The 15,635-nt window shown below is 76.4% G+C and carries 10 protein-coding genes; 4 read left to right on the top strand and 6 right to left on the bottom strand.

Translation table 11 applies throughout. The annotated features are described in order from the left end of the window. Positions 1 to 121: 121 nt before the first annotated feature. Entirely contained in the window at positions 122 to 1,396 is a 1,275-nt protein-coding gene (locus HB370_RS13885) for a M20 family metallopeptidase (protein ID WP_051815327.1), read from the top strand. 150 nt (positions 1,397 to 1,546) lie between these two features. Beyond that, a complete protein-coding gene (locus HB370_RS13880) occupies positions 1,547 to 2,890 on the top strand; it encodes an MFS transporter (RefSeq protein WP_244406025.1) in 1,344 nt (447 codons plus the stop codon). A gap of 300 nt (positions 2,891 to 3,190) precedes the next feature. Here HB370_RS13880 and HB370_RS13875 read toward each other — a convergent pair whose 3' ends face one another. Further along, positions 3,191 to 3,934: an ANTAR domain-containing protein gene (locus HB370_RS13875; RefSeq protein WP_030777024.1), complete on the bottom strand. Its 744-nt coding sequence runs from the start codon at positions 3,932 to 3,934 to the stop codon at positions 3,191 to 3,193. A 966-nt stretch (positions 3,935 to 4,900) separates the two neighbouring features. Between HB370_RS13875 and HB370_RS13870 the strand changes: the two genes are divergently transcribed. Further along, a complete protein-coding gene (locus HB370_RS13870) occupies positions 4,901 to 5,284 on the top strand; it encodes an STAS domain-containing protein (RefSeq protein WP_051815325.1) in 384 nt (127 codons plus the stop codon). Beyond that, positions 5,281 to 6,240, top strand: a complete 960-nt coding sequence (locus tag HB370_RS13865; protein ID WP_030777020.1) for a sensor histidine kinase — start codon at positions 5,281 to 5,283, stop codon at positions 6,238 to 6,240. The genes HB370_RS13870 and HB370_RS13865 overlap by 4 nt, the downstream gene beginning before the upstream one ends. Before the next feature lie 104 nt (positions 6,241 to 6,344). Here HB370_RS13865 and HB370_RS13860 read toward each other — a convergent pair whose 3' ends face one another. From HB370_RS13860 to HB370_RS13830, 5 genes are all read right to left on the bottom strand, one after another. Beyond that, positions 6,345 to 7,376, bottom strand: a complete 1,032-nt coding sequence (locus HB370_RS13860) for a rod shape-determining protein (RefSeq protein WP_030777018.1) — start codon at positions 7,374 to 7,376, stop codon at positions 6,345 to 6,347. A gap of 213 nt (positions 7,377 to 7,589) precedes the next feature. Then, a complete protein-coding gene (locus tag HB370_RS41895) occupies positions 7,590 to 12,137 on the bottom strand; it encodes an SAV_2336 N-terminal domain-related protein (RefSeq protein WP_244405517.1) in 4,548 nt (1,515 codons plus the stop codon). Next, on the bottom strand, positions 12,127 to 13,197 hold the full coding sequence (locus tag HB370_RS13840) for a MoxR family ATPase (RefSeq protein ID WP_030777014.1): 1,071 nt from the start codon (positions 13,195 to 13,197) through the stop codon (positions 12,127 to 12,129). Before HB370_RS13840 ends, HB370_RS41895 begins: the two co-directional genes overlap by 11 nt. Before the next feature lie 41 nt (positions 13,198 to 13,238). Then, positions 13,239 to 15,062, bottom strand: a complete 1,824-nt coding sequence (locus tag HB370_RS13835; protein ID WP_030777012.1) for a trypsin-like peptidase domain-containing protein — start codon at positions 15,060 to 15,062, stop codon at positions 13,239 to 13,241. Further along, positions 15,062 to 15,457: a CU044_2847 family protein gene (locus tag HB370_RS13830; protein ID WP_051815322.1), complete on the bottom strand. Its 396-nt coding sequence runs from the start codon at positions 15,455 to 15,457 to the stop codon at positions 15,062 to 15,064. Before HB370_RS13830 ends, HB370_RS13835 begins: the two co-directional genes overlap by 1 nt. Between the last annotated feature and the right edge of the window lie 178 nt (positions 15,458 to 15,635).

The raw sequence follows: 15,635 nt of genomic DNA, 5'->3' as shown, positions 1-15,635 counted from the left end.
GGGTGCCCGGGCCGTCGGGGACTGTCCGGGCGGCGCCGCGGTCCCTACGGTGGGGAAGGACCCGCCGCCGTGCCGTGGGCCGACCGGTCCCGGTTCCGGTCCCGGGAAGGAGAACGGCCGTATGACAACACCTGCTCCCAGGGCCGCCGACGGTACGCCGGAGGACCCCGCTGCCGGGGACGCCGCCGGAGCGGACCTGCTCCACGCGGCACGCCGGCTGGCCCCCGAGGCGATCGCCCTGCGCCGCGCCCTGCACCGGGGCCCGGAAACGGCCCTGGACCTGCCGGCCACCCAGCGTCTGATCCTGGACGCGCTCGACGGCCTCGGCCTCGACATCCGTACCGGGCGCGCCCTGTCCTCCGTGACCGCGACCCTCACCGGCGCGGCCGACGGGCCGACGATCCTGCTGCGCTCCGACATGGACGCGCTGCCGGTCGCCGAGGACACCGGGCTGCCGTTCGCCTCGCGCGGGCCCGGGCTGATGCACGCCTGCGGGCACGACGTCCACATGGCGATGCTGGTGGGCGCGGCCCGGCTGCTCGCCGGGCGGCGCGCGACGCTGCCCGGGCGCGTGGTGTTCATGTTCCAGCCCGGCGAGGAGGGCCATCACGGAGCCCGCCTCATGATCGAGGAAGGGGTGCTGGAGGCGTCCGGCAGCCGGGCCGACGCCGCGTTCGCCCTGCACGTGAACCCGAACATGCCGGCCGGCGAGGTGCTGCTGCGGCCGGGACCGCAGCTGGCGGCCTCCGACCGGTTCCGGATCGTGGTCCGGGGCCGCGGCGGGCACGCCTCGGCCCCGCACACCACCTGTGACCCGGTGCCGGTGGCCTGCGAGATCGTGCTCGCCCTGCAGAGCGCGGTCACCCGGGGCGTCGCCGCCGACGACAGCGCCGTGCTCAGCGTGACCCGGCTGACCGCGGGCACCGCGACCGGCGTCATCCCCGACACCGCCGAACTCTCCGGCACCCTGCGCACGCTGGCCGAGCCGACCCGGCGACGGCTGCACGAGGCGATCGCCCGGGTCGCCCACGGGGTGGCCGCCGCGCACGGGGCCACGGCGGAGGCGACCGTCGTCACCGGCTACCCGGTCTCCGTCAACGACCCCGGCATGACCGCCCTCGTCCGGCGCGCCGCCGCCGACGCGCTCGGCGCCGAGGCGGTGCGCGAGCTGCCCGCCCCGCAGATGACGGCGGAGGACTTCTCCTACGTGCTGCGGGCCGTCCCCGGCGCCATGGCCTTCCTCGGTGCCTGCCCGCCCGGCGTCGCCCCGCACGAGGCCCCGTCGCTGCACTCGCCCCGCATGACCGTCGACGAGGACGTGATCGCCACCGGCATCGCCTGCGAGGCCGCGGTGGCCCTCGCCTTCCTGGCCGGCGGTGGACGCCTGGACGGTTGACCCCGGGGCGGGCGGCCCGTAGATTCCCGTGCCGTCCAGCTCAATGGTCCAGACCAGGTTCGGGGGGTCGGCGTGCGCGAACCCGTGTCACCGGCGGCACCCGGCCCGGCGGACGCCACGGATTCCCCGGCCGGGCCGGAGGCAGGCGGGATCTTCTCGCCGCCGTACCTCGCCGCCACCCTGACCTTCACCGTGGTGATGTTCCTGACCGGGTTCGCCGCCCTGGCGGTGGTGCCCACCCTGCCGACGGCGGCCCGCGACCTGGACGGCGTGTCCCTGTTCCCCGTCGTGGCCGGCTGCTTCGTCGCCGCCGGTCTGTTCGGCGGGGTGCTCGGCGGGCACTGGGCGGACCGGTCGGGCGCCCGGCGGCCCCTCGCGCTCGGCATGGTCCTGTCGGTGCTCACCCTGCTGGTGTCCGCGTCCAGCGTCTCCGTCTGGCAGCTCGCCGCCGGCCGGTTCGTGGACGGCCTGGCCGCGGGCCTGGTCGCGGTGTCGGTGACCACCGCCGTCGGCCAGGCCTACCCCGAGCACCTGCGGCCCCGGATGCTCGCGCTGCTGAGCGCCGGCTGGGTCCTGCCGTCCCTGCTCGGCCCGCCGCTGGCCGGCCTGGTCGTCCAGTGGTGGTCCTGGCGCGCGGTCTTCTACGGTCTGGCCGCGCTGACCGCCCTGCCCGCCGTCGCCCTGGTCCTCGTCCTGCGCCGGCCCGCCCCGCACCCGGCGGCCGGAGGGGCCGGGGAAGTCCCCGCCGAGCGGCCCCCGTTGCTGATCGCGGCCCTGCTCAGTGCGGGGGCTGCGCTCGGGCAGTACGGCGCGTCCGCGTGGGATCCGCGCCATCTCACCGCGGTCGCCGCCGGTGTCGTCCTGCTCGTCGTCCTCGCGCCCCGGCTGCTGCCGCGCGGTACCTGGCGCGGAGCCCGGGGCCTTCCGGTCACGGTGCTGCTGCGCGGGCTGACCTCCGGTACCTACTTCGCCGTGGAGGCGCTGGTGCCGCTGATGCTGATCACCGAGCGGCGGGTCGACGCGGTCGTGGTCGGCGCGGCGTTCACCGCCTCCGCCGTGCTGTGGGCCGCCGCCTCCTGGGTGCAGGGCAGGGTGCTCCAGCAGGTGGCCCGGCACCGTCTGGTCGCGGCCGGCGCCCTGGTCATGGCCGCCGCCGTGGCCCTCGCGGTGGCCGGCTGCTCCGGCGGCGCGCCGCCGGTCACGGCCGCGGCGGCCATGCCGCTGTCCGCCGTCGGCATGGGGCTGCTCGACCCCTGCGTCACCGTGCTCTCCCTCAAGCACAGCCCCCCGCACCGGCAGGGCCACACCACCAGCGCCCTGCAGACCAACATGAACCTCGGCCAGGTCGTCGTACTGGCGCTCGCCTCCGCCGTCCTCAACGCCTGCCTCGCCGCCGGCGCCGGGCCGCTCGGCGGCTACCGCGCCGCCTTCGCGCTGCTGCTCCTGCCGCCCCTGCTGGTCGCCGCGCTCGCCGTGCGCGCCCGCGGCGACTGACCGTACGGCGGCCGGAGCCGGTGCGGAGCCGGCCTGGAACCGGACCGGCGGCGGGTCGTACTGCCCGCACGGAACGCATCGGAGGGGGGACCTGATCGGACGGCCGTCCCGGCTCGCCCCGGCCTCGCGCGCTGCCCGACCCGGCGACCGAACGGACGCGCACGGCCGTAACGATGCCATGAAATGGGCTCGTTCAGGCGTGAACCGGTCTCGTCCTGGGCACGGACCCCCTACCGGCGCGCCGAAACGGGCGGTGCCGGCAGGAGGAGGGCGTCATGGACCGTCGGATCCGGGTACGTGTCAGCCGGCGGCCCGCCGCGCCGCGTGGGCAGGAGATCGACCGCAGGACTCCTTCGGGGCGCGTGCTGCCGTACTGACCCGGCGGACCGCGTCGGCCAGCGCGGAGCGCAGCGGCTCCGGCGGCGGCGTGCCGTCCGGCGCGGCACTCGCCGTGACCGCCGCCGCGACCTGCCGCAGCTTGGTGTTGGTCCGCTGGGACGCCTCCCGCAGGATGTCCCACGCCTGGTCGGGGGTGCAGGCGTGGGCCGCCATCAGGATGCCCCGGGCCTGGTCGATGACCGGGCGGGAGTCGATCGCGTGCCGCAACTGCGCTATCTCCAGGCGCAGCACGTCCAGTTGCTCGGCGCGTTCCCGGGCCACCGCCGAGGCCGCGCGTTCGCGGAGACCGGCGGGCGGGGTGCCGCCCAGCGGGTCCACGGGGTCCAGGCCGGTCAGCTCCAGCACCCGGCGGGGCTGCCCGCGCCAGCCGGTGGCACCGACCGGTACGTTCCGCCGGCGGCCGTACTCGCGCAGCGTGTCCAGGGCCGTCAGCCCGGCCGTGTCCAGGAAGACCACCTCGCCGGCGTCCAGCTCGACCCGGGCGATGCCCGGCGGCAGCTCGGCCAGGGCCTCGGCGAGGGTGTCCGCGCAGCCGTGGACCAGCTCACCGCGGGCGCGGAGCACGGCCCGGCCGCCCTCCACGCGGACGCCGACGGTCAGGGGTACCGCTCGTCCGCCCCGCGGTGCGCGTGCCGCCGTGGTCATGTCTCCCCTCCCGTTCCAGCGATCCTCCATCGCCCCTCGCCTGCCCTCCGTACGTCGGCCTACACCCACCGACGCGTCCCGCGTGCTCACCGGGGCGTCCCGCGTGTCCGCCGGGTGCCGGCCGCGTTCGCTGATGCCGGCCGCGCACGCCGGGTGCCGACCGCCGGCCGCAGCCGCTGGTGTCGGCCGTGTCCGCCGGGTGCCGGTCGTGTTCGCCGGACCGGATCGGCGTCCGCCGGCGTCCGCCGGCGTCGGCCGCGCCTGCCGGGTCCGGTCCGCGTCGCTCGGGTTCGGCGCGGGTCTGTCGGGTGGTGGCTGTGCTTGCGGTGTCGGGGCCGCGCCTGCCGGGCCCGGCCCGCGTCGATCGGGTTCGATCCGCGGCTGCCGGGTCCGACCCACGCCCAGCGAGGCCGATCCTCTCCCCGGGTCCGACTCGTGCCCGCCGGGCGTGGTCCGCGTTGCCGGGCCCGATCCGCTGCGCCGGGGGTGGCAGACCTGCCAGGTGTCGGCCACTCCTGCCGGATGCCGGCCGTGTTCGCCGGGCCTCGATCCGCCTTTGCCGGAGCCACCGGCGGCTGCCGGGTGTCGGTCGCGTCATCCGGCGTCAGCCGCACCGCAGGGCCCGACCCCTGCTTGCCGGATGACAGCCGCGCCCGTCGCGGCGCCCCATGTCCGCCGACCCGCCAACGCCCAGCGAGCCCGATCCGCTCCGGCGGGCCCGACCAGCATCCACCGGCCCTCATCCCCACCCGCGCCCGTCGGTCCGCCGCTTCCGACCGGTGTCCGCCGCTCGCCTGGGCCGTCGGTCCGCCGCTTCCGACCGGTGTCCGCCGCCCGCCCCCCACCGCCGGTCCCGGCCCGTGCCCGCCGGCCCCCGCTCCCCGCCCGCCGAGCGTGATCCGTGCTCGGTGGGGCGGTGGAGGGCGCATACTGGGCAGCTGTGTATCCGTGCGAGTGGGAGATGGCATGAGCGCACCCGAGCCGGCCCGGCTGCTGCCGACGGCCGTCGTGCCGAAGCAGGCGGCGCCGCGGCTCGACGTGTACCCGCTGACCGGGCGGAGCGGATTCCGCGCGGTGGGCGAAGTGATCCTGCCCACGCGGGACACATGGGAGCGCGCGTTGGAGCGGGTCGTGCGTGAAGCCGAGGACGTCGGGGGCGAGGACGTGTACTACTTGGAGCTTTCCGCGGTGACCTTCGTCGATGTGGCGGGAGCCGGCGCGCTGGCCGACACCGCCAAGAGCCTGGACGGCCGCCGCCGGCTCGTGCTGGACCGGCCACCGGATTCCCTGTCACGGATACTGGGGCTGCTCTGGCCCGGTCTCGCGGGGATCGAGGTGTCGACGTCATGACCACGGCGACCCACCCCGTGGAACCGTTCGTCCACCCCGCGCTGTTCTACGCCGACACCGACCAGTACCTGGCCGGCACCGTGTCCTTCATCCGGGCGGGGCTGGCGGCGGGCGAGCCGGTCGCGGTCGCCGTGCCGGGGGAGAACCTGGCGCTGATCCAGGACGCCCTGGGCGCCGACGGCGACGCCGTACGGTTCCTGGACATGCGCGACGCCGGCCGCAACCCCGGCCGGATCATCCCCGGCGTGCTGCGCGCCTTCGCCGACCAGCAGGCCCCGGGCCGGCGGGTCCGGATCATCGGCGAACCGATCTGGGCCGGCCGCAGCCCGGACGAGTACCCGGCCTGTGCCCAGCACGAGGCGCTGATCAACGCGGCGTTCCAGGGCCGCGAGGTCACCATCCTGTGCCCCTACGACACCTCCCGCCTGGACGAACGGGTGCTCGCCGACGCCCACGCCACCCACCCGGTCGTCATCCCGGCGGGCTCCGCCGCCGAGGTGGTCAGCACGGCGTACGACCCCGACGGCGTCGTGGACCGCTACAACCTGCCGTTGCCGCCCGCGCCCGCCCCCGGCGCCGGTCCGGAGGTGTTCGGCACCGCCTTCGCCGAGGACTCCCTCTCCGCCGTCCGGCACCTGGCCACCGACCACGGTGCCCGGCTGGGGCTGACCGGGACGGCCCTGGAGAACCTGGCGCTGATCACCGCCGAGCTGACCACGAACAGCGTGGTGCACGGCGGAGGTGCCGGCACGCTGACGGTGTGGCCGCAGGACGGGTACGTGCTGTGCGAGGTCCGTGACAAGGGCCGCCTCGCCGACCCGCTGGCCGGACGCCGTCCGCCCGCCCGCGAGCAGCGCGGCGGACGCGGGCTGCTGCTGGTCAACCTGCTGTCCGACCTGGTGCGCGTCCACACCGGACCGGAGGGCACGACCATCCGCTCGTACCTGGGTCGTTGAGGGGCTCGTACCCGGGCCGTTGAGGGCTCGTACCCGCGGGCCGGTCGAGAAGGGGCGTGGGGCGGTGACGGGGCCGGGCGCGGCGCCGTCCGGCCGCCGTGCGCTCACGCCGCCTGCAACCGGAGTGGCTCGATCCGTCCCTCCAGCATCGCCCCCAGCCCCTGTGCCGCGCACACGTCCGGGCGCTCGGCGATGTACACCGGCATCCTCGTGGCCCGCCGCAGCAGCTGGTCGAGGCCGGGCAGCAGGGCCGAGCCGCCGACCATCACGATCCCCCGGTCGGCGAGGTCGGCCACCAGGTCGGGCGGGCAGTCGCGCAGCACCTTCCCGATGCCGTCCAGGACGGCCGTCAGCGGCGTCTGGATCGCGTTCCGTACGGCCGCGGTGTCCACGCGCACGCTGCGCGCGAGACCCGTGACCACGTCCCGGCCGTGGATCTCGGCCGACGCCGGGCCGTGCGGGGTCAGGCCGTTGCCGGACAGCGCCAGGTGCAGCGGCCGTACCGACTGGGTGGGCAGCACCAGTTCGTGCGCGTGCCGCAGGTGCTGCACGATCGCGTGGTCCACGGCCTCCCCGCCCACCGGGATCCGCTCGGCGGCGACGATGGAGCCCAGCGAGAGCACCGCGACCTGGGTCGCCGCCGCCCCGCACACCATGACCATGGTGGCCTCGGGCCGTTCCACCGGCAGTCCGCACCCCACCGCCGCGGCGATCAGCGTGTCCACCAGCTCCACCCGGCGCGCCCCCAGCCCGACCAGCGTCTCGACGGTCGCCCGCTGGGCCAGCGGGTCGGCGCCGTGCGGGGCGCAGGCCGCCGCCCGCAGCCGGGGCTTGCGGCGCAGCATGCGGCGCATCTTGTCGCCCAGCAGATGCCGCAGCATGCGCTGGGCCATCTCGATGTCGACCACCGTGCCGCCGGAGACGGGCCGGACGACCTTGATGTAGTCGGGGGTGCGGCCCGTCATCTGCTCCGCGAACTCGCCGACGGCGATGAGCGCGCCGGTGCGGGTGTTCACGGCGGCGGCCGAGGGCTGGTCCACGACCAGACCGGCGCCCTTCACATACACCCGGGTACGCGCCGCGCCCAGGTCGACGGCGAAGTGGCAGCGGCGCAACTGCTCCAGGCTGACGGTCACGGCGGATCCTCCCGAGTACGCGGGCCTTGGGGTGCCCGACTGGTCGGCGGGCCCACTGGCATCCTGACGCGCGGCCGGGAGCGGGCGCCCGCTGGGCACGGCCGGGCGGGGCGCCGCCGAACGGGCGTAATTCCCGGCCGTACCGGTGTGTCGGCGGGCCACGGGCCTGTCAGTGGGCCACAAGACCTGTCGGTTCACAGTCCTGTCGGCGGGTCACAGCACCCGGGCGGCCTCCAGCAGCGGCTCCAGGGAGGAGACGGTGACCTCGCTGCCCTCCCCGCGCAGCCGCCGCCGCCCGGCCGCGGTGGGCGCGTAGCCGATGAAGCGGACGCCGAGCTGCTGGGCGGCGGTGAGTTCGGCGACCGAGGAGCTGATCAGCACACCGCCCCGGGGCGGTGTGCCGGCGGCGTCCAGGGCGCGCAGCAGGCAGTCGGGGTGCGGGGTGAGCAGGCCGAGGTCGTCGCGGCGGCCGTGGACGCCGGCCAGCGGCAGCCGGTAGGGCAGCAGACAGTGGTGGACGGCCGCGGTGGACACGTCCGTCACCACGCTGACCCGGCGCCCGGACCGGTGCAGGGCGCGGACCAGGGCAAGGGAGCGGTGGGTCATGGGGGCGTCGGGTACGGCGGCCAGTTCCAGCTCGCCGAGGCGGGCCCCGAGCAGCGGGCCGAGCCGGTCGTGCGCGAAGGCCCGCAGCAGGTCCAGCGGATGGGCGAACGCCTCCCGGCCGGCGGCGCTCGAGGCGGGCAGCGGCCGGCCCGACAGCGCGTCCTGCGGGTCGCGGTGGTCGGCCACCACCGACAGCAGGTCGAGCACCGCCTCCCGCGCCGAGTGGGTCGTGAACAGCCTCGTCAGCGGACCCTCGAAGCCGACCAGCACCGTCTCGGCGTCATCGAGGAGCGTGGACAGCCGCCGCCGGGACGGCACGGGCGGCTCCGCCGCCGGGGCCGGCGCCCACTCGGGCACCAGCTGCACGGCACACGACACCGCCAGCCCCGGCACCGGCCAGTCGGTCACCCCCGTGTTCACCGCCCGCTGGGCCGCGCCCGCCCGGCGCAGCGGATGACGGCGGGTGATCGGGGCCGCCGCGGCGCACAGGTGCCGCAGCAGCAGTTCGGGGATGCCGGTGGCCTCGGCGCGGACGAAGGCGACCGGGTCGGCCACCCGCCAGGTCAGCAGCACCGCGGCCTGGAACGCGCCCTTGCCGGAGCTGGGCAGGGACACGATCCGGCGGATCTCGTGCGAGGTGAGGTCGACCGAGTAGTACGTCTCCGGCCGGGGCGGACGGGTGCCGTAGGGCTGGATCGGGTCGAGCAGGGTCAGCGGGCCGTCGGGCCGGGTGTGCACGACGGCCGTGCGGCCCGGGGTGGGAACGCCCAGCTCGCGCAGGTCGGCCGTGATGAACGGGCCCTGCACCAGGTCGCGTTCGCCGGGTTCGGCGGCCTTCGGCCCGAGCGGGCAGTACCAGGCGGCCGGCGGGCTGTCCGGGTCGCCGTCGGTGAACAGCGGCCGGAAACTGCGGGCGCGCTGGGCGGCGGAGCTGGCGGCGAACTCGTCGTACAGCGCGGGCGGTACGACGATCGTCACGTCCGCGGCCGTCGCCGGCGGGGCGACGGGCGGCCGGCCGAACGTCACCGTGAGCCGGGGCGGATCGCTCAGCCGGGTGAGCGCGTAGGGGAGTTCGCGCAGCACGGCGACGAGGACCGGCAGCAGATAGGCGCCGGGTGCGGTGCGCACCAGGTAGCCGTCCGGGCGGACGGTCACCTCGTACTGGCGGGGGCTGACGGAACCGCGCGCGAGGATCTCGTGCACCGCCGCTTCGAGGGTGACCCGGGCCTCCGGGCGCCCGGTCAGGTCGTCGGCCGTGAAATGGATGCCGGGGGGTTCGGCGGGGGGTTCCTCCTCGGTCTCCAGGATCGTGTGGAGCGTACGGCGGAGGGCCTCCAGCTCCTCCCGGACGTCCTGGGCGGCCCGTCCCGGAACACGGTGCAGGGGTTCGCCCTGCCACAACTCCAGTGCTTGGGCGGCCTGTTGACGCGCGTTCCCCCGGTCGCCGGCGGCCCGGCTCCGCTGTGCCCCGGCGGCCAGCCGGCGGAAGCGGAAGACGTCGATGTCCTCGGGGGCGGAGACGTTGCCGAAGTCGAGCGCGTGGCCGTCGTCGGTGGTGAGGAGGTCCGGGCCGAGGGCCCAGCGCAGGCGGAGCAGACACGACTCGACGGAGGACGTGCTGGCCCAGGGGGTGTCCGAGAGGCCGGAGGCCAGTTCCTCCGGGGGCGCAGGCCGTCCCCGGTTCAGCAGCAGCATGCACAGGACGGCCTGGTCGTGCGGGAGCGGAACGGGGAGCGGCCTGCCGTCGCGCGTGACCTCCAGCGGGCCGAAGAGGGAGAAGCCGAGGGGCCCGGGGCGCGGGCCGGAGTCCAGCCCGAGCAGCAGCTCGACGCCGTGCCGCTGGACCTCGGGGCTCTCGGACAGCAGCTCGGAGGCGGCCGTGTCCAGCCTCGTCTCCAGCTCTTCGGGTGCGTCGCCCCCGTGGATGTCGCGGATGAGCCGGCCGAGGGTCCGCAGCGCGCCGACGTGGCCCTCAACGGCGAGCGGTGCCGACGTCAGGCAGGTCAGCACCGGCCCGTACGGGGTCAGGACGACGGTGTCCGGTCGCAGGAGGCCCCGTGACCCGCCCCCGGTGTAGAGGGCGTCGATGCCCATGGCCAGCTTCGGCAGCAGGGCGACGAGCTCTTCGACGGGCAGCCGGCCACCGGTCTCCTCCAGACGCCGGAGCAGGGTCCGCCCGGGGACGGACGCCCGGACCACGTAAGGGACATCGCCCTCGATCCCGTGGTCCAGCACCGGCGCGACCAGGGGGTGGCGTACCAGGCGGAGCCGCCGGCACCGCTCCGTGAAGTCCGCGTCGGCGTAGAGCGCCGGATACCGGTGCACCACGACCGGGGCGTCCCCTTCCCGGGTGTCCTCCGCCAGCCAGCCCATCCCCTCGGCCGGCCAGCCCGTGCTGTCCCCGATGAGCGTGCCCTCCACCGGCCGCAGCAGCCGGTACCGCCCCGCGAACAGCGCCCCGGTGCCGTCCGCCGACAGGCCCCGGGCATCCTCCGCCGACGACACCCGGGTGCCGTCCGCCGACAGGTCCCTGGTGCCGTCCGCCGACAGGCGCCGCGCGCTGTCCTCGCGGACCATGGCGAACGGATCGTCCTCCACGGCCGTCCCCGCGCCCCGCGCGGACGGCACCGACGCCCGGAACTCGCCCGGTGCCCGGCCCGCCCTGCGGTCAATGAACTCGCCGATGCGGTCCAGGAGTTCGGTGGTGCGGTGGCGCTCGGTGCGGGGCAGGCCGAGCAGCAGCAGCTCGCGGACGCCGTCCCGGAACGCGTAGCAGCCGGCCGGGCCCCCGGGCACGGTGGTGAGCATGCCGCTGAGGATGACCTCGGCCAGGTGCCGGGGCCGTGGATCCGGTTCGACGGCGGCCTGGACCAGGCGCATCACCGGCAGATCGGGGCGCCCCACCGCGAGGTGCCCGGCCAGCCGTACCGCCTCCGGCGAGGCGGTCGCCCGGAACCGCAGCACCAGCTCCTCGGCGGTGAGCCGCCCGACGTCGGTCCGGTCCTCGGCGTCCGCCGGCAGCGGACGGCCCAGCCCGGCGACCGCGGCGGGGAACTCCGCGCCGCCCGGCGTGGCCAGCAGCCCGGCCCAGTGCGCCAGCCACCGCGGCTCCGGTTCCAGCACGGGCAGCGGCACGGAGCCGCCGGGACGGACCGGCTCATCGGGTCCGGGCTCGTACGGCGTGAACGTGAGCGCCGCCGAGGGGGCCGCGGGGTGCGGGGCCGACAGGGTGCCGGGCTCGGCGGGCAGGGCCGTGTCCCGCCACAGGTGTTCCGGCAGCGGATTCACGACGGCCAGCGGCATCCGGCGCGCCCAGCGGTGCAGGGTGGCGTACCAGCGCTTTCCGGCGGGGCCCTCCCGCCACTGCGGGCCCATGCAGTCGCTGATCAGGAGCGTGACGGTACGGCCGTCGGCGGGCGCGGGCACGCCGGGACCGCGCACCCGGCCGTCGGCGTCCGCGCGATACAGGCCGACGGTGCGGAACGCGCCCGACTCGCCCAGCACCGCGTGCAGTTCGCGCACCAGGGGACGCCAGACCGGCATGGTCGGCCCGGCGTCGTACACCAGGTTCAGCCGCAGCCAGCGCTCCCGGGCGGGGCGCAGCACCGGCAGCCACCACGCGGGGTCGGCGCCCAGCCGGGCGATGCGGTCGGCGGTCGCCCGCTCGTCCAGCTCCCGGCCCACGGGCGCGTCGGTGCGGCGGGCCAGCGGACGCAGCGCGCGGTGCAGGGCGAGGCGGTGGCGCAGCATCGGGGGCGCCGGGGCGAGGAGGGGGGCGTGCGGCCGGACCGCCGCCCGGGCGGGCCGGCGGGCGGGCAGGTGCAGGGGCACCCGGGCGGGTGCCGGCGGTGGCTCGTGCGCGGGCGGCGGTCCGGCCGGGGCCGACGGCTCGGGGGCCGGTGGCGGTTGCTCGGGTGGGGGCGTGGGCGTGGGCGGGGGCGGAGACGGCGGTGTCCGCTCCGCCGACTCCTGGCCCTCGGCCTCACGCTCCCCGGTCTCCCGCCCGGTGGTGCCGGTCCCCGGTCTCATGTGCCGGGCCAGCCACAGCACTTCGGCCAGTTCCAGCGGGGTCGGGCGCACCCCGTCGGACGCCCGGGCCAGTACGTCGGCCAGGCGCACCACGGGGTCCGGGGAACCGGCCGGATCAGAAGACATCGGACTGCGCGCTCTGCCCCAGGTAGGGCATCAGCTGCTCGGCCAGCCGGTCCAGGGACTCGGCGTCCAGGTCGGCGGAGCGGGCCAGGTAGATCGCGTTCAGCAACTGGTCGGTGGCCAGGTCGCCGGCGCCCGACCGGGACAGGAAGCGGTCGATCAGGGTCCGGGCGTAGGCGTCGGGCTCGCCCAGGTGGGCGCGGACGATCTCGGCGAGATGCCGGTCGTCCGGCTGCCTGAGGTGCAGCGTGACACAGCGGCGCAGGAAGGCGGGCGGGAACTCGCGTTCGCCGTTGCTGGTGAGGACGACGAACGGGAAGGCCCGGCAGCGGACCCGGCCGCGCACCACCGGGACCCGTTCGTCGGTGCCGTCGGCCAGCACCTCGGCGACGCCGTCCGGGGTCAGCCGGGAGGCGCGCACCAGCTCGGGGATCTCGTACTGCCCCTCCTCCAGCACGTTCAGCAGGTCGTTGGGCAGGTCGAGGTCGCTCTTGTCGATCTCGTCGATGAGCAGCGCGCGGGGCCGGGCGTAGGGCAGCAGCGCGGTGCCGAGCGGGCCGAGCCGCAGATGGTGCTCGATGCCCGACCCGTCGACCACACCGCCCGCGCCGGCCGCGCCGCCCGTGTCCTCCGTACCGCCCGTCCGCCCCGGCCGGGCCGCCTCCTGCCGGGCCGCGTACAGCCGGGAGAGCGGGTCGTACTGGTAGAGGCCGTCGTGCAGGGTGCTGCGGCTGGTGATGTTCCAGCGCAGCACCGGGCCGAGCCGCAGCTCCCGGGCGACCGCGTACGCCAGCGAGGACTTGCCGGTGCCGGGCGGGCCGGTGACCAGCAGCGGACGGCGCAGGTACAGGGCCGCGTTGACCAGTTCGACGGTCTCCTCGGTGGCCTGGTAGGTCTCGGCGCGGTGGGTGCGGTCGGGGGAGTGGGCGGCGGTGTCGGCGGCGGCGTCCGGCGCCGGGAGCACCGGCCCGCCGTCGAAGGCACGCCAGGGCGGCGGCGCGGGCAGCTCGCTGATGCCGTCGTGCGGCTCGTTCGTACCGGTGTAGACGGGCCACAGGGGCATGGGCTCTTCTTCTCCGTGGGGGCGGTCGGGTGTGCGGTCGGTCAGGCGACGGGCGAGTGCAGGCTCGCGCCGGTCTCGGGGAAGCAGCGCGGGTCGTCCCAGAGCAGCTGGAGGTGGCGCGCCCAGTGCCGCTCGGGTTCGTCGGCGGCCTCCGCCGTGAGCCGCAACGACATGACGTGCCGGGGGAGTTCGGCGGGCGGGACGTCGGCGACGGCGGCGGTGAGCCGGTCCAGGAACGCGGTGCCGGGGCAGGACGCGTCCTCGTGCGGGCTCCCAGGACCCCCGGGGTTCCCAGGGCCCCCAGGGACCCCAGAGCCCCCAGCTTTCCCGGCACCCGGCGCGTCCGTACGCGCGGTCTCGGCGCGGGGCGTGTCCTCGTGCACGGCGCAGGGCGTCCCCGTCCGGGGCCACAGCAGGACCGGTACGGGCACGGTGAGGCCGACCTCGAACAGCGGGCGGGTCGCCGTGGGAGGGGCGGCGAAGCCCGCCAGCGGGGCGTCGCCATCCCACAGCCTCTTGCGCAGGCTCGGCGGGCGCTCCCGGGTGCCGCACTCCACGCGGTGCACCTCGACCCCGCCGCCGGTGTCCAGCTTCTGCCACTTCTTGCGCAGCTGGTGGCGCATCCGCCCGCTGTGATGACGGGCGCGGTCGGTCACCACCAGGGGATAGGCGCAGCCCAGCGGCGTACTGTCGTCCGCGCCGCACTCCCAGTGCGCCACCGCCTCGTTGAGCCACTCGCGCGGCAGCACGAACGTCACCAACTCGTCGGCAGCGGGGGCGAGATGGGCGACGGCCTCGTCGATGCGGCTCTGGACGTAGGCCCGTACCCCGGTGCGGGGCAGCCGGCGGGCGCCCACCGGCCGGCGCCGGCCGTCGCGGTACGCGGACACCTCCACGGTCACCTGGTCGGGGCCGGCGCCGCTGTGGTCGATCTCCACGACCACCGGCGACCAGGCGGGCCCGGCCCGCTCGGTCGTCGCGTCCGGTGCCGCCCGGTCCGGTAACGCCGGCCGTCCGCCGAGCAGTCCGGCGAGCCGGTCGGTGAACCTCGGCAGCGCGTCCGGGTCCGGGACCTCCCAGCGCACATAGTCGGCCGCGGCCCGCAGGGAGGGGAAGCCGCCCGGGGGCAGGGGCGGCCCGAAGGGGCCCACCGCGTCCAGGTACAGCCGGTTCGGGTCGTGGCCCGCGCCGGGGTCGGCGGCGGCCCGGCGCAGCAGGTCGTACAGCCGCCGCGGGTCGTCGTCCCCGAGGCCCGCCACGGGCACCAGCTCGGCCAGGCCGGGCCAGTACCGGGCCAGCACGTCCAGCGGCAGCATCCGGCCCTTGCGCACCTCCGGCGACGTGCCCAGGGCGGCGGTGACCATGCCCACCACCCTGCCGTCCGGCAGGGTCGCCGCCGCCCCGCTGAAGCCGTCCACGATCGGCTGCCCGTGGCCGTGCCACGTCACCAGCTCCAGCCACTCGCCCGCGATCAACTGCGCCGAGACGGCCTGGAATTCGGCGAGGGTGCCCTCGTCGTAGTCCTTGGGGAAGCCGTAGGAGACCAGTTTCGGGTACGGCTCGGTGTACGCGGTGTCGTGCGGGGCGAACCGGGCCGGGGCGAGCGGGATGTCCTCGTCCACCGCGAGTTCGAGTACGGCCACGTCGCCGGGGTCGGTGTCCGCGCCCGCCCAGCCGCCGTGGACGACGACCGTGGCGGACACCTCGCCCAGTTCCCGGGCGTGCGGGAAGCTGACCGTCACCGGGTACCGGCCGCGCTTGCGGACGACGTGGGCGCAGGTGAGCAGCAGGCGGCCGGTCACCAGGAAGCCGGACCCCACCACGTCGCCGCAGGCGATCCGGGCGTGCCAGGCGGCGCCGCGCATCACCGGCTCCCGGACTCCGGACCCGACGCGCCCTGCCCCGGCACGGCGGGCGCCGGCTCGGCCCGCTCCGTCCCGGCCCGCTCCGGGGACCAGCTGAGCTTGACCACCAGATGGCCCTCGGTCGACCCCTTGGCGATGACCGCGCCGGCCTCGGCGGACAGCCGTACGCCGAACTCGATCTCCACCGCGTCGGGGCGCAGACTGCCGTCCCGGAAGACCCGCAGCGCCGCCGCTGCCGCCGCCCGTACACCGTCCAGCGCGCCCTCGAAGGTGCGCGCGGCCTGCGCCGGGCCGTCGCCGCGCGACACGAGACGGGCGCCCGATCTGGCGTTGACACCGTCCACCACGACGAGCGCGCCGTCCTCGGTCCTGAACTCCAGCAGTCCGTCGTCCATGGCGCCGCTCGCTCCCCCTTGTTCCGTGCGTTGCTCGTGCAAGCCCCATGGTACGGACGGCGCTTGGCGAGTCACGCCGGTTGACGCGCGCGGCGGGGGGCTCAACGCGCGTGCCGGGCGCGGCTGGTGGGCGGCGGGCGGCCGGGCCGCGCTGGCGAGAACCCGCCAGGGCAGCTTC

Source organism: Streptomyces sp. DSM 40868, from assembly GCF_011820545.1.
Lineage (GTDB): Bacteria > Actinomycetota > Actinomycetes > Streptomycetales > Streptomycetaceae > Streptomyces > Streptomyces eurythermus.
Note: the sequence above shows the minus strand (reverse complement) of the source record. Positions and strands in the feature narration are given on the sequence as shown.

Excerpts from the sequence above, each read along its gene's own strand:
- HB370_RS13885 (WP_051815327.1), top strand. The coding sequence starts at position 122 with ATGACAACACCTGCTCCCAGGGCCGCCGACGGTACGCCGGAGGACCCC.
- HB370_RS13875 (WP_030777024.1), bottom strand. The coding sequence starts at position 3,934 with ATGACCACGGCGGCACGCGCACCGCGGGGCGGACGAGCGGTACCCCTG.
- HB370_RS13870 (WP_051815325.1), top strand. The coding sequence starts at position 4,901 with ATGAGCGCACCCGAGCCGGCCCGGCTGCTGCCGACGGCCGTCGTGCCG.
- HB370_RS13865 (WP_030777020.1), top strand. The coding sequence starts at position 5,281 with ATGACCACGGCGACCCACCCCGTGGAACCGTTCGTCCACCCCGCGCTG.
- HB370_RS41895 (WP_244405517.1), bottom strand. The coding sequence starts at position 12,137 with ATGTCTTCTGATCCGGCCGGTTCCCCGGACCCCGTGGTGCGCCTGGCC.
- HB370_RS13840 (WP_030777014.1), bottom strand. The coding sequence starts at position 13,197 with ATGCCCCTGTGGCCCGTCTACACCGGTACGAACGAGCCGCACGACGGC.
- HB370_RS13835 (WP_030777012.1), bottom strand. The coding sequence starts at position 15,062 with ATGCGCGGCGCCGCCTGGCACGCCCGGATCGCCTGCGGCGACGTGGTG.
- HB370_RS13830 (WP_051815322.1), bottom strand. The coding sequence starts at position 15,457 with ATGGACGACGGACTGCTGGAGTTCAGGACCGAGGACGGCGCGCTCGTC.